The 18622-nt window shown below is 66.4% G+C and carries 15 protein-coding genes; 9 read left to right on the top strand and 6 right to left on the bottom strand.

What is annotated here, in order from left to right; translation table 11 throughout:
- Positions 1-90 precede the first annotated feature (90 nt).
- The 6 genes from mnmA to WKW82_RS00050 all read right to left on the bottom strand — a co-directional run bounded on the left by mnmA (position 91) and on the right by WKW82_RS00050 (position 7290).
- Positions 91-1203 (bottom strand): tRNA 2-thiouridine(34) synthase MnmA, encoded by a 1113-nt coding sequence (gene mnmA / locus WKW82_RS00075; RefSeq protein ID WP_340340213.1) that lies wholly within the window; start codon positions 1201-1203, stop codon positions 91-93.
- A 167-nt stretch (positions 1204-1370) separates the two neighbouring features.
- Positions 1371-1886, bottom strand: a complete 516-nt coding sequence (locus tag WKW82_RS00070) for an NUDIX hydrolase (RefSeq protein WP_340340212.1) — start codon at positions 1884-1886, stop codon at positions 1371-1373.
- A 4-nt stretch (positions 1887-1890) separates the two neighbouring features.
- Positions 1891-2340, bottom strand: a complete 450-nt coding sequence (locus WKW82_RS00065) for a DUF4019 domain-containing protein (RefSeq protein WP_340340211.1) — start codon at positions 2338-2340, stop codon at positions 1891-1893.
- Entirely contained in the window at positions 2337-4640 is a 2304-nt protein-coding gene (locus WKW82_RS00060; RefSeq protein ID WP_340340210.1) for a CHASE2 domain-containing protein, read from the bottom strand. The genes WKW82_RS00065 and WKW82_RS00060 overlap by 4 nt, the downstream gene beginning before the upstream one ends.
- A 213-nt stretch (positions 4641-4853) precedes the next feature.
- Entirely contained in the window at positions 4854-6542 is a 1689-nt protein-coding gene (locus tag WKW82_RS00055) for a FecR domain-containing protein (RefSeq protein ID WP_340340209.1), read from the bottom strand.
- 7 nt (positions 6543-6549) lie between these two features.
- On the bottom strand, positions 6550-7290 hold the full coding sequence (locus WKW82_RS00050; RefSeq protein ID WP_340340208.1) for a response regulator transcription factor: 741 nt from the start codon (positions 7288-7290) through the stop codon (positions 6550-6552).
- 310 nt (positions 7291-7600) lie between these two features.
- Here WKW82_RS00050 and WKW82_RS00045 point away from each other — a divergent pair, with 310 nt between their 5' ends.
- The 9 genes from WKW82_RS00045 (at position 7601) to WKW82_RS00005 (ending at position 18512) form a co-directional block, all read left to right on the top strand.
- A complete protein-coding gene (locus WKW82_RS00045) occupies positions 7601-8731 on the top strand; it encodes a Re/Si-specific NAD(P)(+) transhydrogenase subunit alpha (protein ID WP_340340207.1) in 1131 nt (376 codons plus the stop codon).
- Positions 8732-8747: 16 nt separating this feature from the next.
- Complete coding sequence (locus WKW82_RS00040; protein ID WP_340340206.1) at positions 8748-9071, top strand: NAD(P) transhydrogenase subunit alpha part 2; 324 nt, start codon at positions 8748-8750, stop codon at positions 9069-9071.
- On the top strand, positions 9068-10555 hold the full coding sequence (locus WKW82_RS00035; protein WP_340340205.1) for an NAD(P)(+) transhydrogenase (Re/Si-specific) subunit beta: 1488 nt from the start codon (positions 9068-9070) through the stop codon (positions 10553-10555). The genes WKW82_RS00040 and WKW82_RS00035 overlap by 4 nt, the downstream gene beginning before the upstream one ends.
- 384 nt (positions 10556-10939) lie before the next feature.
- Complete coding sequence (locus WKW82_RS00030) at positions 10940-12607, top strand: long-chain-fatty-acid--CoA ligase (RefSeq protein ID WP_340340204.1); 1668 nt, start codon at positions 10940-10942, stop codon at positions 12605-12607.
- Between the two features lie 284 nt (positions 12608-12891).
- A complete protein-coding gene (locus WKW82_RS00025) occupies positions 12892-13896 on the top strand; it encodes an ABC transporter permease subunit (protein WP_340340203.1) in 1005 nt (334 codons plus the stop codon).
- On the top strand, positions 13893-14795 hold the full coding sequence (locus WKW82_RS00020) for an ABC transporter permease subunit (RefSeq protein WP_340340202.1): 903 nt from the start codon (positions 13893-13895) through the stop codon (positions 14793-14795). The genes WKW82_RS00025 and WKW82_RS00020 overlap by 4 nt, the downstream gene beginning before the upstream one ends.
- 5 nt (positions 14796-14800) lie before the next feature.
- Positions 14801-15829 carry an ABC transporter ATP-binding protein gene (locus WKW82_RS00015; RefSeq protein WP_340340201.1) on the top strand — a complete coding sequence of 343 codons (1029 nt, stop codon included), beginning with the start codon at positions 14801-14803 and terminating at the stop codon, positions 15827-15829.
- Positions 15826-16839: a peptide ABC transporter ATP-binding protein gene (locus WKW82_RS00010; protein ID WP_340340200.1), complete on the top strand. Its 1014-nt coding sequence runs from the start codon at positions 15826-15828 to the stop codon at positions 16837-16839. The genes WKW82_RS00015 and WKW82_RS00010 overlap by 4 nt, the downstream gene beginning before the upstream one ends.
- Before the next feature lie 50 nt (positions 16840-16889).
- Complete coding sequence (locus tag WKW82_RS00005) at positions 16890-18512, top strand: ABC transporter substrate-binding protein (RefSeq protein ID WP_340340199.1); 1623 nt, start codon at positions 16890-16892, stop codon at positions 18510-18512.
- The last annotated feature ends 110 nt before the right edge of the window (positions 18513-18622 follow it).

Below are 18622 nucleotides of genomic sequence, written 5' to 3'. Positions count from 1 at the left end.
ATGCTACTCGCTGGATGAGCGCATGCGCAGGGCTTTTGTGCGCGGCGTGTCGCTCACGCGCCCCCGCAGTCGCTTTGCGCTTGGGCTTGTTCAGCCGGCCAGTGCGATGACGCCGCCGCCGAGGCAAACCTCGCCGTCGTACAGAACGGCCGACTGCCCCGGCGTCACGGCCCACTGCGCATGCGGAAAGTCGAGCCGGATGCGGCCGTTGGCGCCGTCGCCCAGCGCGCAATCCGCATCGGCCTGCCGGTAGCGCGACTTGGCCGCGTATTCGCCCGCGACCGGCGCCGGCCCGGCCACCCAGCTCGTGTCGTCGGCTTCCAGCGAATGGCTCAGCAGCCAGGGATGGTCATGGCCTTGCACCACCCACAGCGTGTTCTTCTCGACATCTTTGCGCGCCACGAACCACGGCGAGTGGTCGCCGCTGCCGCGCTGCGCGCCCTTCTCCTTCACGCCGCCGATGCCCAGTCCCTGGCGCTGCCCCAGCGTGTAGAAGCTCAGGCCCTGGTGCTCGCCGATGGTGCGTCCGCGCGCATCCTTGATCGGGCCCGGCGCCTTGCTGATGTAGCGGTTGAGGAACTCGCGGAAGGGCCGTTCGCCGATGAAGCAGATGCCGGTCGAGTCCTTCTTCTTCGCATTCGGCAGGCCGATCTCGTCGGCGATGCGGCGCACCTCGGTCTTGTGCAGTTCGCCGACCGGGAACAGCGTCTTCGACAACTGAGCCTGGTTCAGGCGGTGCAGGAAGTAGCTCTGGTCCTTCGACGGGTCCAGGCCCTTCAGCAGCTCATGCTTCTGCGTGGCCTCGTTGAAGCGCGCCCGGGCGTAGTGGCCCGTCGCGATCTTCCCGGCGCCCAGGCGCATCGCATGGTCGAGGAAGGCCTTGAACTTGATCTCGGCATTGCACAGCACGTCGGGGTTGGGCGTGCGGCCGGCCTGGTACTCGCGCAGGAACTCGGCGAAGACGCGGTCCTTGTAGTCGGCCGCGAAGTTGACGTGCTCGATCTCGATGCCCAGCACGTCGGCCACCGCGGCGGCATCCACGAAGTCGATGTTCGACGAGCAGTATTCGCTGTCGTCATCGTCCTCCCAGTTCTTCATGAAGATGCCGATGACCTCGTGGCCCTGCTGCTTGAGCAGGTGCGCCGTGACCGCGGAGTCGACTCCGCCACTCAGACCGACAACGATGCGCTGCTTTTTTTGCATGACCGCGCGATTGTCCCAGCCTCGGCCAAGGTGGCGCCGCCGTGCGGAGATTGTTGCTCGCCCCCAGGTCACCGCTTCGCGGCTCTCACCCCTACCGGGGGCAACACCAGCGGCCCTGCACAGTCGGTTCCGCCGTGCTTCAGGAAGGGAAACGGTCGCTGCGTCGCTTACGCCGTGAGATTTGGCAGCGTGACGGACGGATCGACATGGATCAGCCCCAGCGGATAGCGCTGGCCGGCCAGGTAGTCCTCGATGCATTGCAGCAGCAGCGGGCTGCGGTGCCGCTCGGTGCTGGCGCGGATTTCGTCGATGGTGAGCCAGAGCGTGCGCACGATGCCGGTGTCGAGCGGGCGCTCGGGTTCGAAGGCGCCCAGATCGCCGCTGAAGGCGAAGCGCATATAGGTCACGTCCTCGCCGCCCGCGACCTTCTGGAAGCGCGCCATGTACACCCCCACCAGCGCGGTCGGCGTGAAGTGATGCGCAGTCTCTTCCAGCGCCTCGCGGGCGCAGCCCTCGGCCGGCGATTCGCCGGGGTCGAGGTGGCCGGCCGGCGTGTTGAGCTTGAGGCCGCCCGCGGTGTGCTCCTCCACCAGCAGGAAGCGCCCGTCGCGCTCGATCACCGCGGCAACGGTCACGTTGGGCTTCCAGCGCACCGGGCTGGCGGGCATCTCGGGGTTGTGCATCGTGCTACCTCAGGAGATAACCGCTGAACCGCCAGATCTTGTCGCGGTCCAGGTGAAAGCTCACCAGCTCGCGCATCGTGGGATTGCTCTTGCCGGCCATGTTGGTGAAGCGGGTCTCGTACTCGACGCTGACGTACTGCCCGGCCACGTCGGCATTGTTGTCGGCCACCACCTGCCGGTTGACCGCGACCCAGGTACGCTGCAGCGGCGCACCCAGCGGCCCACGCGCCTTGGAGATCTGGGTCATGAATTCGCTGCGGGCCACCTGCTTCTTCGCCGCCGCCGTGGCGCCGTCCCACAGCTCGCCGGTCTTGCCCTGGTCGACCATCTGGATCACCTGCATGCCGCCGCGCACCATGTCGCTGGCTTCCACTTCCTGTGCGTGGGCCGGGGCCAGCCAGCCGATGAGCAGCGTCAAGCCGAGCAGCATGGGGATCGTCAGGGGTCGATTCATAGGTCTTCCTTGTCGTCGCCGAGTGCGGCAAGCTCCGCAGCGGTGGGCTTGGGCAGCACCAGCGTCACGGTACAGCCCTCATTCTCCACGCTGTCGATCTCGACAGTGCCGCCGTGGCGCTGCGCCACGGTGCGCACAAGCAACAGTCCCAGGCCGACACCATGCACCTCGGGATGCGACTCGCTGTGCAGGCGGTGGAAGGGCTGGAACAGCTGCGACTGCATCGCCAGCGGAATGCCGGGTCCGTGGTCCTGGATGGCCAGCGCCCAGTGCTCCGGGCGCTCGATGACATGGCAGCGCAGGTCCGCGCCGGAGGGCGAGTACTTCAGCGCATTGCTCAGCACGTTCTTCAGCGCGCGCATCAGCAGGCTGCGGTCGACAAGGCACAGGGCCTCTTCGACGTTGTTGACCAGCACGATCTGCACGTTGCGCTTGCGGGCCTGCGCCCAGGCGTCGTCGACGGTCTGTTCCAGCAGGCTGACGACGTCGAGCATCTCGGGGTGGAAGGGTTGCGCCTCGGCGCGCGCCAGGTTCACGAAGCCGTCGGCCAGTTCCAGGCCGGTCTCCGCATGGCGCCGGATGCGCTGCTGCACCTGCGCGTCGCTCAGCGCACCAGGGTTGGCGCGCAGCAGTTCCAGGATGGTGAGGATCGCCGCGCTCGGCTCGCGGATGTCATGCGAGATGAAACGCAGCGCCTCGTCGCGCTGGCTCTGTATCTGGCGCATGCGCGTGATGTCGACCAGCGCCACCATCCAACCCGCGTGCGAATTGGCGGCGTTGTGGAAGGGCACGCAACGCAGCAGCAAGGAGCGCCCCTGCGAATCCTGCCCCTCGCCGAGGATCGGCTTCGGATCGCGTCCCACCAGCGCGCCCGGCGGCATCATCGGCGCCTCGGTGGTGCGCCAGCGCAGGTCGGCCAACAGTTCGTGGGCGTCGCGGCCGACCAGCCCGTTCGGTCCGGCCTGCCAGTGCCGCGATGCCGCAATGTTGCCGAGGAAGACCATCCCGACGGGGCTCAGGATCATGGTCGCGTCGGGCAGGTGGTCGATGCCGTCGCGGATGAAGCGCTGCAGGTCGCGCATGCGCAGGCCGGCCTGCGAAGTGACGGCCATCTCGCGGTCGAGGAAGTCGCCGCTCAGCGGGCGCAGCGGCCGCGGCGGCAGGCCGCTCATCGCCTGGTTGAGTTGCTCGGTGCCCCAGCGCAGGTAGCGGATGGCGGCCGTCAGCCGCATCAGGCTCCACAAGGGATACACCAGCAGCAGCCCGAAGAATCCCGCCGCCGGCGCGAACTGGATGCCGACCAGCGGCCGCGACGCATGCAGTCCCAGGCGCAACGCCAGCATCGAACAGATCAGGATCACCACGCCGACCGGGCGCAGCCACAGCAGGCCCAGCAGCGCCACCACCAGCGGGCCTAGGTTGAACGCCAGGTCCTGCGCCGTCGTCGCCAGCACCACTTGCCGGTCAGTGATCAGGCCCTGCAGCACGCTGCCGAAGATCGTGACGCCGGGCGTGAGGCCCCGCGCCGAAGTTGCCGAGGTGGCGTAGAGGTCGCCCAGCCCGGCGGCTGTGGTACCGACCAATACGTAGCGGTTGGTGAAAGTGCCCTTGGGCACCGCGCCACGGATCACGTCGACATACGAGACCGTCTTGAAAGGCGGGTCGCCCCGTGTGAACACGACAACCTGATGGTCCTCGCGCAGCCAGGGGCCGGTCGGTTCGCTGGGCTGGGTGTGCGGATTGGGGGCAGGCGGCAAGGGCGTGCCCTTGGCGTAGGCATTGGCCGCTTCCTCGATGGCCTTGGTGAAGTGCGGCCAGAAGCGGCCCGCGAAGCCCTCGTGCATGTAGACCGTGCGAGCCACGCCGTCCTCGTCGATGGACACGTGGCTATGACCCAGGGCCGTCGCCGCGTCGGCCAGCGCCGGCAGCGGAAGCAACTCGTATTGCATGTTGCCACCGCGCACCTGCAGCGCCATCGGCAGCACCACGCAGCCGCTGTCCGAGATGCCGTTGGCCAGCACCCGGTCGTCGCCGGGATGCTCGTTGTCGGGCTCCGTCATCAGCAGGTCGAGGCCGATGCACCGCGGCGAATCGGCGGCGATGCGGCGCAGCAACTCCGCGTGCAGTGCGCGGCGCCAAGGCCAGCGGCCGATCGCCTCGATGCTCTTCTCGTCGATCGCGACGATCACGATGTCGCTGGTGGGGGCCTGGCTGACCTCGGCCCGCGCGTTGTCCTGCAGCATGCGGTCGACGCGCGGCAGCGGCTGCGTGATGACCAGGAACGCGACGAAGCTGAGCATGCCGACCGACAGCAAGAGCCACGGAACCCGCTTGCGGACACTGCGCCACCATCGCTGGCGGAGGCTGGACTCAGAAGGCGCAGGCGGCTGGTACGGCATGGAAGGTGGGCACTGCGCGCAATCTTAGGTCAAGCCGAACAAGTCCCTCATGTGCCGGAACCGCGCTGCGGGCGGCCTCCGGCGTTGCCTTGGCGCGTGCCGGAAAGGCACGGTCTACGGCCGCTCGATGGGCGCGCCGTCGCTCGTCGTCAGTCCGCCGCCAAAGCCGTCGCGCACCACGGCGCCAATGCGCACGCGGCGTGCCGGCGAAAACGGCCCCGCCAGCCCGTCGGCGTCGCGTGCCTGCAGTCGCACGAAATACTGGCCGCGCGGCTGGCCGCTCAGGGTCCACGCGGGCGATGCCAGTTCGACATCGGCCACCACTTGGGTGAAGGCCTCGTCCCGTGCCAACTGGCCGCGGAACTTGTCGCCAGTGCCGGCTTGCCAGCGCAAGGTCGGGCTTTCGCCGCTGTCGTCGATGTCGACGGCGCCGGTCGTCGGCGCCACGGCGATGGTGAAAGCCTGCCCGGCCGCGAACGGGCCGCGCTGCGCTTCCCCGCCGCCCTTCGGCAGCGAAGCCACGCGCCACCAGTAGTTGCCGGGCGGCAGCGCGGCAATGCCGATGCGGCAATCGCCCGAGCGCACGTCGTGCAGTCGCACGTTGCGGAAGTCGGCATCGCTCGCCACCTCGAACAGCACGCCACCGGCGCCCGCCACTTCGGAACAGACCAGTTGGCCGGTTTCACTGGTGACGCGGCCGCCAGGCGCCGGGCTCTGGTAGAGCGGTGGAACCGGGTTGGCATGCACGCGGATCGCACGGTGCGACTCCGGCCCGGCCAGGCCATCGGGATTGATCGTCCGGACGCCGACCGTGTAGTTGCCGTCCTCGAGTGCCGCGAACCTCACCTTCTCGCTCTTGAAGACGCCATTGCGCACGACCTCGTGCAGCCGTTCGTCGCGCGCGATGCGCACTTCGTAGCCACTGCCGGTCACGGTCAGTGGCGCCATCGCCATCGCGAGTGCGTTCGGGTCCTGGAATTCCTGCGGCAGCGGCGAGAGGTCGGGTGCATCCGGCAGCGACTGGCGCGAAGCCAGCTTGCCCTTGCCATCGAACACGGCCCCTTGCCCGGCCGCCACCATCGCCGTCTTGCCGTTCTTGCGCGCCTTGCGCGGCTTCATCAGCACCGTGCCTTCGGTGACCGCGGCGCACATCTGGCCTTCATGGCCGATGGCCACGTCGAACCGGGTGCCGCGCACGCTGGCAACCGCGCCCGGCGCCTGCACCTCGAAGGTCCGGCCCTTGGGCTGCGGCGCCACCTCGGACTCGACCTTGCCCTTGTGCACCTCGATCACCGACTGGTAGGAGGCGCCGGGGCGCTTGCCGCGCAGGCGCTTGAGTTCCACATCGGAATCGGCCAGCACCCGCACCACCGAACCGTCCGCCAGCTTGAGCCGGAGGTAGCCGTCTTCGGGGACGTTGAGCTTGGTGCCCTCGGTGACCGCGTCGCCGGTGGCGAGCGGCGTTGGCGCGACGTCCTTGGCTGCCGGCATGGCTCCCGTGGTCGCGCCCTGCACAAACTCCACCTGCGCAACCGCCAGGCCCGCCGGACGCACCAGCCGACGTGGCAGCTTCACGATGCTGCCCGGCACGAGCTTCTGCGGATCGGCGATGTTGTTGATCGATTGAAGCTCGCGCCAGAGGGTCGGCGTACGGAGGTAGCGCTCGCCGATGGATGCCAGGGTCTCGCCCGCGATCACGCGGTGCTGCACGAAACCCGCGGGGGCGGCCCAAACGCCGGTGCCCCCCAGCACCGTCGTCAGCAGCAACGCTGCAGCCGCGCGTGACCAGCCTGGCGTGGACATGGCGAACTCAGGCGATCGCGCTGAGGGAGCCGGGTTGGCTCGACGGCATCGAGTTGAGCGAATCGACGTCGATGGCTTCGAGGCGATAGCCCAGGCCGTAGACTGCCGATAGCAGGAAGCCGTTGGACGGGCGCAGGTCGAGCTTGGTGCGCAGGCGCGACATGTGCGTGTCCAGCGAGCGGGAGGGCGCGTCCGGACCCATGCCCCAGACCGCTTCACGCAGATGCTCGCGCGACAGCAACCGGCCGATGTTCTGGAACAGGAACAGCGCGAGTTCGTATTCGCGGTGCTTCAGCTCGATCGGTGCGCCGTTGACGTGAAGGGTGCGCGAATTGAGGTGAAAGTGGTAGGGCCCGAACAGGACTTCGGCCTCGTGCTGGCTCGGATATGCGCGACGCAACAGCGCCTTGACGCGCGCTTCGAGTTCGCCCACGCGGATCGGCTTGACCATGAAGTCGTCGGCACCGGCGCTGAGGCCCTCGACCATGTCGGCTTCTTCGCGACGGTTCGTCACGAACAGGATGGGCAGTCGGCTGGCGAGATCCTGGCGGATCCACTTGACGATCGTCGGGCCGGAGACTTCCGGCAGCGTCCAGTCAAGGATGAGGAGGTCGAAGCTTTGCTGTCGTAGATCGCGCAGCAGTGTCTTCCCTTCGGTGTACCCATGGCATTCGTGTCCGATGCCTTCCATCGTGTGCCGTATCAGCTCGAGCTGTGACGGCTCATCATCGAGCGCTGCGATTCGCATTCCAATCCCTTGCGTTTTATTAGAACTTCCGAGTCTAGGGGTTGTCTTTGTGACGCGACACACTCCCGACCGATTTCAACTGTCAACTTCCGCACGAAGCGCGGCTTCAAACGTCAACTACAGTCAGAATTAGTCAAAAGTACCAATTTTCGGTCCCCGACAGCATTAAACCGCAACCGGAACATTCGCTATCAAAAATGTAGCTGGACGTTCAAATGCAGCACAAAGCGTGACAAGAGGGGGTCCTAAGTTAAAGTCTGCGCCGAATGTCATCGAGGTACCGAGGGGCTTGGCCCGAGGAGAAATAACTATGCTGATTGGTGTGCCCGGCGAAACAACCGCCGGCGAGACCCGCGTGGCGGTCACGCCCGAAACGGCGAAAAAACTCACAGCGCAGGGCCATACGGTCCGCGTGCAATCGGGCGCCGGCGTTGCTGCCAGCGTCACTGACGCCGCCTACCAGGCGGCGGGCGCCGAGATCACCGATGCCGATGGCGCCTTCGCCGCCGACATCGTGCTGAAGGTGCGAACGCCGAGCGATGCCGAAGCCGCGCGCATGAAGCCCGGCACCGTCGTTGTCGGCATGCTCAATCCGTTCGATGCCGCTGGGCTGCAACGCCTGGCGAGCGCCGGCCTCACCAGCTTCGCGCTGGAAGCCGCACCCCGCACCACCCGCGCGCAAAGCATGGACGTGCTCTCTTCGCAAGCCAACATCGCTGGCTACAAGGCCGTGATGATCGCGGCGGACCGCTACCAACGCTTCTTCCCGATGCTGATGACGGCGGCCGGTACCGTGAAGGCCGCGCGTGTAGTGATCCTCGGCGTCGGCGTGGCCGGCCTGCAGGCCATTGCCACGGCCAAGCGCCTGGGCGCGGTCATCGAGGCCAGCGACGTGCGCCCGAGCGTGAAGGAACAGATCGAATCCTTGGGCGCCAAGTTCATCGAGGTCTCCTACGACACCGATGAAGAGAAGGAAGCCGCGGTCGGCGTCGGCGGCTATGCAAAGCCGATGCCGCCGAGTTGGCTCGCACGCCAGCAGGTCGAGGTGGCCAAGCGCGTGGCGCTGGCCGACATCGTGATCAGCACCGCGCTGATCCCGGGTCGCGCGGCACCGACGCTGATTTCCGAGGACATGGTCAAGTCGATGAAGGCCGGCTCGGTCATCGTCGACATCGCCGCGGGCAAGGGTCCTGACGGCATCGGCGGCAACTGCCCGCTTTCCGAAGCCGACAAGACGGTGATCAAGCATGGTGTGACGCTGGTGGGTGAGACCAACCTCGCCGCGCTCGTCGCAGCCGACGCCTCGGCCCTCTACGCGCGCAACGTGCTCGACTTCCTGAAGCTGGTCATCACCAAGGAAGGCGCGCTGAAGATCGACCTCGAGGACGACATCGTCGCCGCCTGCCGCATGACGCAGGACGGCCAGGTCACCCGCACATAACGAGGAGGAAGAAGCCATGGATCCCGTCTCCCACACAGTCATCAACCTGATCATCTTCGTGCTGGCCATCTACGTGGGCTACCACGTGGTCTGGACCGTCACGCCCGCGCTGCACACGCCGCTGATGGCCGTGACCAATGCGATTTCCGCGATCGTCATCGTCGGCGCGATGCTGGCGGCCGCGATGACCAGCTCCGTCTTCGGCAAGACCATGGGCGTGCTGGCCGTGGCGCTGGCCGCGGTGAATGTCTTCGGTGGCTTCCTTGTCACGCGGCGAATGCTGGAGATGTTCAAGAAGAAAGAGAAGAAGGCTCCGGCCGCCAAGGAGGCAGCCAAATGAGCATGAACGTCGTCACGCTGCTGTACCTCGTCGCCAGCATCTGCTTCATCCAGGCCTTGAAGGGCCTGTCGCATCCCACGACCTCGATCCGCGGGAACATGTTCGGCATGGTCGGCATGGCCATCGCCATCCTGACCACGGCCGCGCTGGTCCTGCAGCTCTCTGCCGGAAACCTGGTCGGCATGGGCTGGGTGCTGCTGGGCCTGCTGGCCGGCGGCGGCTACGGCGCCTACCGGGCCAAGACGGTCGAGATGACGGCCATGCCCGAACTGGTCGCGTTCTTCCACAGCATGATCGGTATGGCGGCGGTGTTCATCGCCGTGGCCGCGGTGGTCGAGCCCTGGGCCTTCGGCATCACGCCGCTGCCAGTGCAGGCGGCGGGCACGGTCAACACGCCGGAAGGCGCGATGATCGTCGACGGCTTCCTGCGCTTCGCGATTCCCGCCGGCAACCGACTGGAACTGTTCCTGGGTGCGGCCATCGGCGCGATCACCTTCAGCGGCTCGGTCATCGCCTTCGGCAAGCTCTCGGGCAAGTACAAGTTCCGCCTGTTCCAGGGCGCGCCGGTGCAGTTCAAGGGCCAGCACATGGTCAACCTGGTGCTGGGCCTGATCACCATCGGCCTGGGCCTGGTGTTCGTCTTCACCGAAAGCTGGCTGGCCTTCTTCCTGATGGTGCTGCTGTCCTTCGTGATGGGCGTGCTGATCATCATCCCGATCGGCGGCGCGGACATGCCGGTGGTGGTGTCGATGCTCAACAGCTATTCGGGCTGGGCGGCGGCGGGCATCGGCTTCTCGCTGAACAACGCGATGCTGATCGTGGCCGGTTCGCTGGTGGGCTCCTCGGGTGCGATCCTGAGCTACATCATGTGCAAGGCGATGAACCGCTCGTTCTTCAGCGTGATCCTGGGCGGCTTCGGCGGCGAGGCGGTCGCTGCGACCAGCGGCGCCAAGGAGCAGCGCCCGGTCAAGAGCGGCAGCGCCGACGACGCGGCCTACATGCTGTCCAACGCCGAGACCGTGATCATCGTGCCGGGCTACGGCCTTGCGGTGGCGCGGGCGCAGCACGCGGTCAATGAACTGGCCGAGAAGCTGATCCACAAGGGCGTGACCGTGAAGTACGCGATCCACCCGGTGGCCGGCCGCATGCCAGGCCACATGAACGTGCTGCTGGCCGAGGCCGAGGTGCCCTACGACCAGGTCTTCGAGATGGAAGACATCAACGGCGAGTTCGCGCAGGCCGACGTGGCCATCATCCTGGGCGCCAACGACGTGGTGAACCCGGCCGCGCTCACCAAGGGCACGCCGATCTACGGCATGCCGATCCTGGAGGCCTACAAGGCCAAGACGGTGATCGTGAACAAGCGCTCCATGGCCGCCGGTTACGCCGGCTTGGACAACGAGCTGTTCTACATGGACAAGACCATGATGGTCTTCGGCGACGCCAAGAAGGTGGTCGAGGACATGGGCAAGGCGATCGAGTAGGGGCCTGTTCGCGCGATATCCGGAGTCGCGAAGGCATGCCACGGCGTGACCATCAAGGCGCGTGACGCCGCGTGTGCATTGGCACACGCAAGGAGCGCAACGCAGAGGGGCGCGCCGTGGCGTGCCTTCCCTTCGGGTTGCGTGGCCAAGGGGCCGTCTGCGGCGTTGCCCGCGCTTGCAAGGCCGAAGCCTTGCTGCGCACGGGCGCCTTGCATCCAACCCCTTGGCCGCGCAACGCGATCTCCGGATATCGCGCGATCAGGCCCCCGCCCCCTGTCGCCGGGCTGACAATGCCCGGTCGACCCCTTCGCGGCTTTGGTCTAATACCGGCATGCGCACGCCCAGCGGCTGCGCATGCCTTTTCCCGTTTTGGAGATTCAAAAAATGACCGATCGTCCTTGGCTCGCGAGCTATCCCGAAGGCGTGCCTGCCGACATCGATGCCTCGCAATACACCTCCCTGGTGGGATTGATGGAGGAGAGCTTCTCGCGCTACTCCGAGCGCATTGCCTACAGCTTCATGGGCAAGGACTTGAGTTACGCGCAGACCGACAAGATGAGCGCGGCGCTCGCGGCGTATTTCCAGAACCTCGGCCTGGTCAAGGGCGACCGCGTCGCGCTGATGATGCCGAACATCCCGCAGTACCCGATCGCTGTGGCCGCCGTGCTACGCGCGGGCCTGGTGATCGTCAACGTGAATCCGCTCTACACGCCGCGCGAGCTGGAGCACCAGTTGAAGGATTCCGGCGCCAAGGCGATCGTGATCATCGAGAACTTCGCGTCCACGCTGCAGCAGTGCGTTGCGGCGACGCAGGTCAAGCACATCGTCCTGTGCGCGATGGGCGACCAGCTCGGCTTCCCGAAGGGCCTCATCGTCAACTACGTCGTGCGCAACGTGAAGAAGATGGTGCCGTCGTACAGCCTGCCGGGCGCCGTGCGCTTCAACGACGCGGTCGAGAAGGGCAGCGTGCGCAAGCTCGACAAGCATGCGATCGGCCCCGATGACGTGGCCCTGCTGCAGTACACCGGCGGCACCACCGGCGTGTCGAAGGGGGCGGTGCTGCTGCATCGCAACGTGATCGCCAACGTGCTGCAGTCGGAGGCGTGGAACGACCCGGTCATGCGCGCGATCCCGGCCAACGAGCAATCCACCAGCGTCTGCGCGCTGCCGCTGTATCACATCTTCGCCTTCACGGTGAACATGATGCTGGGCATGCGCACCGGCGGAAAGACCATCCTCATTCCCAACCCGCGCGACTTGCCGGCCGTGCTGAAGGAACTGTCGAAGCACACCTTCCACAGCTTTCCCGCGGTCAACACGCTGTTCAACGGCCTGGCCAATCACCCGGACTTCGGCCTGGTCAACTGGCGCAACCTGAAGGTGTCGGTCGGCGGCGGCACGGCGGTGCAGGGCGCTGTCGCCAAGCTGTGGCTCGACAAGACCGGCTGCCCGATCGTCGAGGGCTACGGCCTGTCGGAAACCTCGCCATCGGTCACTTGCAACCCGGTCACCAGCAAGGCGTTCTCCGGCACCATCGGCATGCCGCTGTCCAGCACCTACATCAAGCTGCTCGACGACGACGGCAACGAAGTCCCGCACGGCGAGCGCGGCGAGATTGCCATCAAGGGCCCGCAGGTGATGGCCGGCTACTGGCAGCGCCCCGACGAGACGGCCAAGGTCATGACGCCCGACGGCTACTTCAAGACCGGCGACGTCGGCACCGTGGACGATCGCGGCTACTTCAAGGTGGTCGACCGCAAGAAGGACATGGTGATCGTCAGCGGCTTCAACGTGTTCCCGAACGAGGTCGAGGAAGTGGTCGCGATGATGCCCGGCGTGATGGAATGCGCGGTGGTCGGCGTGCCCGACGACAAGACCGGCGAAGCCGTCAAGCTGGTCATCGTGAAGAAGGCGGAGGAACTCACCGAGCAGCAGGTGCGCGACTTCTGCCGCACCAACCTCACGGGCTACAAGCAGCCGCGCCTGATCGAGTTCCGCACCGACCTGCCGAAGACGCCGGTGGGCAAGATCCTGCGTCGAGAGCTGCGCTGATAACGCCCGGCCCAAGTCCGCGTCACAACGGGGCGCTCATTCCATCTCCCTGACGGAGCAGGGGTTGTCCATCCGAGTGGTTGCGCGATCAAAGCGAGCGCAGCGACGCCGTTCGCGGGCATCCGCGGAACCGGCTTCGCCGGGCCGCTGGATGCGCGCCCGGTAGGGGGTTGGAGGAGCGCACGCAGTGCGCAGATCACGGGGGCGAGCCAGAGTTTGTACAAAGGTCGTAAGGGTTCAGCCGGAGGTCGAGGCCGGCATTGGACTTGCATAGTCACTGCCGAATGCTTCGCTTCATCTTCACGCGCCTGAGCCTGCTCGTGCCGACCTTCATCGGCATGACGATGCTGGCCTTCTTCCTGATCCGGCTGGTGCCGGGCGACCCGATCGAGACGCTCGCCGGCGAGCGCGGCATCGACGCGGCGCGCCATGCCGAATTGCTCAAGGCCTATGGGCTCGACCAGCCGCTGATCACGCAATACGGTATCTACGTGTGGCGCGTGCTGCAGGGCGACCTCGGCAAGTCGATGATCACGCAGGAGCCGGTGATGAGCGAGTTCCTGTCGCTGTTCCCGGCGACGGTGGAACTGGCGGTGTGCGCCATCCTGTTCGCGCTGCTGCTGGGCATTCCGGCCGGCATCATCGCGGCGGTGCGGCGCAACTCGGTGTTCGACCATGGCGTGATGGCCGTGTCGCTGACCGGTTATTCGATGCCGATCTTCTGGTGGGGGCTGCTGCTGATCCTGTTCTTCTCGGTGCAGTTGGGATGGACGCCGGTGTCGGGCCGCATCGCGGTGCAGTACTTCGTCGAGCCGAGCACCGGCTTCCTGCTGATCGACTCGCTCAAGTCGGACGAGCCGGGCGCCTTCTGGTCGGCGCTCAAGCACCTGATCCTGCCGGCCATCGTGCTCGGCACCAATCCGCTGGCGGTGATCGCGCGCATGACGCGATCGGCCATGCTCGAAGTGCTCGGCGAGGACTACATCCGCACGGCGCGCGCCAAGGGCCTGTCGAAGTTCCGCGTGGTGGCGCTGCATGCGCTGCGCAATGCGCTGATCCCGGTGGTGACCGTGATCGGCTTGCAGGTCGGCGTCCTGTTCACCGGCGCGATCCTGACCGAGACGATCTTCTCCTGGCCGGGTGTGGGCAAGTGGCTGATCGAGGCGATCGGGCGGCGCGACTATCCGGTGCTGCAAGGCGGCATGCTGTTGCTGGGCGTGATCGTGATGCTGGTCAACCTGCTCGTCGACGTTGCCTATGGCGTCATCAATCCGAGGATCAGGAAGTGACCGAACTCGCATCCCCCGTTGTCAACGGCGCGTCCGCGCCGCCCGGCCCGCTGCGCGAGTTCTGGACCTCGTTCTCGGCCAACAAGGGCGCAGTCATGGGACTGGCCGTGATCGTGGTGCTGCTGGTCGTGGCCGTGTTCGCGCCGTGGATCGCGCCGCATGCGCCCAACGAGACCGACAGCGCCGCCTTCCTGCGGCCGCCGGCCTGGCAGGAGGGGGGGTCGATGCGGTTCCTTCTCGGCACCGACGCCATCGGCCGCGACATCCTGTCGCGCCTGATGTGGGGCTCGCGGCTCTCGCTGTCGATCGGCGTCGCGGTGGTGGCGCTGTCGATGGCGGTCGGCATTGCGCTGGGCCTGATCGCCGGTTTCTTCCGCGGCATCGTCGAGATCGCGATCATGCGGCTCATGGACATCGTGCTGACGCTGCCGAGCCTGCTGCTGGCCATCGTGATCGTGGCGATCCTTGGCCCCGGACTGATCAACGCGATGCTCGCAGTGGCGGTCGTCGTGCTGCCGCACTACGTGCGCATCACGCGTGCGGCGGTCATCTCGGAAGTCTCGCGCGACTACGTCACGGCCGCGCGCCTGAGCGGCGCCGGCCTGCTGCGGCTGATGTTCCGCGAGGTGCTGCCGAACTGCGCCGCGCCGTTGATCGTGCAGGCGTCGCTCGGCGTGTCGACCGCGATCCTGGACGCTGCCGCATTGGGCTTCCTCGGCCTCGGCGCGCAGCCGCCTTCGCCGGAGTGGGGCACGATGCTGGCGGACGCGCGTGAGTTCGTGTTGCGCGCCTGGTGGGTCGTGACCTTCCCGGGCCTCGCCATCCTGGCCGCGGTGCTGGCCTTCAACCTGGTGGGCGACGGCCTGCGCGATGCGCTGGACCCGAAGCTGAAGCGATAGAACCCATGGCACTTCTGGAAATCCAGGACCTCCACGTCGAGTTCCCCACGCAGGGCGGCATCATGCATGCCGTCGATGGCGTGAGCCTTCAGGTCGACGAGGGCGAGGTGCTCGGCATCGTCGGCGAATCGGGCTCCGGCAAGAGCGTGACGATGATGGCCTTGATGGGACTCATCGGTTCCCCCGGCAAGGTGCGCGCCAAGCACCTGCGCTTTGCCGGCCAGGACCTGCTCGGCCTGTCCGACCGCGCGCGCCGCACGCTGGTCGGCAAGGACGTGGCGATGATCTTCCAGGAGCCGACGACGAGCCTGAATCCGTGCTTCACGATCGGCTTCCAGATCATCGAGACGCTGCGCCTGCACCTGAACCTGGACAAGCGCGCCGCGCACAAGCGAGCGATCGAGTTGCTGGAGCAGGTCGGCATCCCCGCGCCGGCGACGCGCATCAACTCCTTCCCGCACCAGCTGTCCGGCGGCATGAACCAGCGCGTGATGATCGCGATGGCCATCGCCTGCAATCCGCGCCTGCTGATCGCCGACGAGCCGACCACTGCCCTCGACGTCACCATCCAGGCGCAGATCCTCGACCTGTTGCGCAGCCTGCAGAAGGAGCGCGGCATGGCGCTGGTGCTCATCACCCACAACATGGGCGTGGTGGCCGACATGGCACAACGCGTGGCCGTGATGTATGCGGGCCAGGTGGTGGAGCAGCAGCGCGTCGACCGCCTCTTCGCAAGGCCGCAGCATCCGTACACCGAGGCCCTGCTCGCCGCCCTGCCCGAACGTGCCGCGCCCGAGGGCCGACTCGCCACCATCGCCGGTGTCGTGCCCGGGGTGCATGACCGCCCGGCCGGCTGCCTGTTCGCCCCCCGCTGCAGCTACGCCACCGCCCATTCGCGCGCCGTCCGCCCTGAGCTGCGTCCCATTGCCGCAGGCGAAGGCGGCGAGGTGCGCTGCCACTACGCCCTGGGTGACCCGAACCGCGAAGTCCTGATCCAGCGCGATGGTCCGCAACCGGTGGATGCGCTGCAATGACGACGGAACTCGTCGCCGAAGCCAAGGGCCTGCGCAAGGTCTACGACATCAAGCGCGGCCTGTTCAAGGCGCCTGCGCATCTTCAGGCCGTGGGCCAAGTCTCGTTCCGGCTCGAACGGGGCCGCACGCTGGCGGTGGTCGGCGAATCGGGCTGCGGCAAGTCCACGCTGGCGCGCATGGTCACGCTGATCGAGAAGCCGACCGCGGGCCAGCTCAGCATCGTCGGCATGGATGCAGTGAATCCGCCAGCGGAACGCAAGCGCGAGTTGCGGCAGGCGGTGCAACTGGTGTTCCAGAACCCCTACGGCTCGCTCAATCCGCGCAAGAAGATCTCAGCGGTGCTGGAAGATCCGCTGGCCATCAACACCAGCCTCGGCAAGACCGAGCGCGCAGCCAAGGCGCGCGAGATGTTGTCGCGCGTCGGCCTGCGCCCCGAGCATGCCAACCGCTATCCGCACATGTTCTCGGGCGGGCAGCGCCAGCGCATCGCCATCGCGCGTGCATTGATGCTGTCGCCACGCCTGCTGGTGGCGGACGAGCCGGTGTCCGCGCTCGACGTGTCGATCCAGGCGCAAGTGCTGAACCTGCTGGCCGACCTGCAGCATGAACTCGGCCTGGCCTACCTGTTCATCTCGCACGACCTTGGTGTGGTGCGCCACATCGCGCATGACCTGATGGTGATGTACCTCGGCCACGTCGTCGAGCAGGGCGCCAAGTCGCGCATCTTCGCGCGGCCGCTGCATCCGTACACGCAGGCGCTGCTCGCCTCGACGCCGGGTCTCGCCGCGGGCCAGCGCATCGTGCTGCAGGGCGAACTGCCTTCGCCGCTGAACCCGCCCACGGGCTGCGTCTTCAACACGCGCTGCTCCCACGCCACCGAGCGTTGCCGCGCCGAGCGCCCAGTGCTGCGCGCGCTCGACGAACGCATGGTGTCCTGCCATCACGCCGAGAAATTCCTGGATGGCGCCGCGCCTGTCGGTGCCCATAATCCGCAACTTGCGCCGGCCTGATGGTTGGCGTGCAGACCTTTTCCCGTTTCCCGTCTGAAGGAGTTTCCGCAATGAAAGCCAAGTCCCGCGTTGCGCGCCGCATTCGTGCCGCTGCCACCCTGATCGTTCCCGCTGCGTTTGCGCTTGCCTGTGGCGCCGCAGCGGCCAAGACGCTCGTCTATTGCTCCGAGGGCAGCCCGGAGAATTTCTATCCTGGCGTGAACACCACGGGCACTTCCTTCGACGTGACCACGCAGGTCTACAACACCATCGTCGAGTTCGAGCGCGGCGGCACCAAGGTCATACCTGGGCTGGCAGAGAAGTGGGACATCTCGGCCGACGGGACCGAGTACACCTTCCACTTGCGCAAGGGCGTGAAGTGGCACACCACGAGCAAGAGCTTCAAGCCCACGCGCGACTTCAACGCCGACGACTTCATCTTCATGCTCGAGCGCCAATGGAAGGAGAACGACCCCTTCTTCAAGGTCACGAGCCCGAACCATTCGTACTTCAACGACATGGGCATGTCCAAGCTGCTGAAGTCGGTCGACCGCGTTGACGACTACACGGTCAAGATCGTGCTCAACAAGGCCGAGGCGCCGTTCCTGTCGAACCTGGCCATGCAGTACGCGGGCATCCAGTCGAAGGAATACGCCATCGCCATGCTGAAGGCCGGCACGCCCGAGAAGGTGGACCAGGACCCGATCGGCACCGGTCCGTTCTACCTCGTGCAGTACCAGAAGGACGCGATCATCCGCTTCAAGGCCTTCCCGCAATACTGGGGCGGCAAGGCCAAGATCGATGACCTGATCTTCGCCATCACGCCCGATGCGTCGGTGCGCTGGGCCAAGCTGCAAAAGGGCGAGTGCCACGTCATGCCGTACCCCAATCCGGCTGACCTCGATGCGATCCGCAAGGACCCGAACGTGCAGGTGCTCGAGCAACCCGGCCTGAACGTCGGCTACCTCGCCTACAACACCACCAAGAAGCCCTTCGACGACGTGCGCGTGCGCAAGGCCATCAACATGGCCATCAACAAGAAGGCCATCATCGATGGCGTGTACCTCACGGCCGGCGTCGCCGCCAAGAATCCGATCCCGCCGACGATGTGGTCCTACAACGACGCGATCAAGGACGATCCGTACGATCCGGAAGGCGCCAAGAAGCTGCTGGCCGCCGCCGGCCACCCGGACGGCTTCACCACCGACCTGTGGGCCATGCCGGTGCAGCGCCCGTACAACCCGAACGCCAAGCGCATCGCCGAGCTGATGCAGGCCGACCTCGCCAAGGTGGGCGTCAAGGCCGAGATCAAGACCTTCGAATGGGGTGAGTACCGCAAGCGCATGCAGGCCGGCGAACATCAGATGGGCATGCTCGGCTGGACCGGCGACAACGGCGATCCGGACAACTTCATGTACACGCTGCTCGGCTGCGCATCGGCCCAGTCCAACGGCTCGAACGTCGCCAAATTCTGCTACCAGCCTTACGAGGAACTGGTGCTGAAGGCCAAGAACGTGCCCAAGCAGGCCGATCGCGACGCGCTCTACAAGAAGGCGCAGGTGATCTTCAAGGAGCAGGCGCCGTGGTTCACCATCGCGCACGCCGTGCAGTTGAAGCCGGTGCGCAAGGAAGTCATCGACTTCAAGTTGAGCCCGTTCGGCCGCCACACCTTCTATGGCGTGGACATCAAATAAACCTAAAAACGGCAGTTACCCCCGTCCGATAGTGCGGGAATCCAGCACTGGCGGGGAGTTAGGCTGATTTGGCAGACTCACCCGATGGGTGAAGCCAAACGCAAACGACA

This window comes from Variovorax rhizosphaerae, from assembly GCF_037889975.1.
Taxonomy (GTDB): domain Bacteria; phylum Pseudomonadota; class Gammaproteobacteria; order Burkholderiales; family Burkholderiaceae_C; genus Variovorax; species Variovorax rhizosphaerae.
Note: the sequence above shows the minus strand (reverse complement) of the source record. Positions and strands in the feature narration are given on the sequence as shown.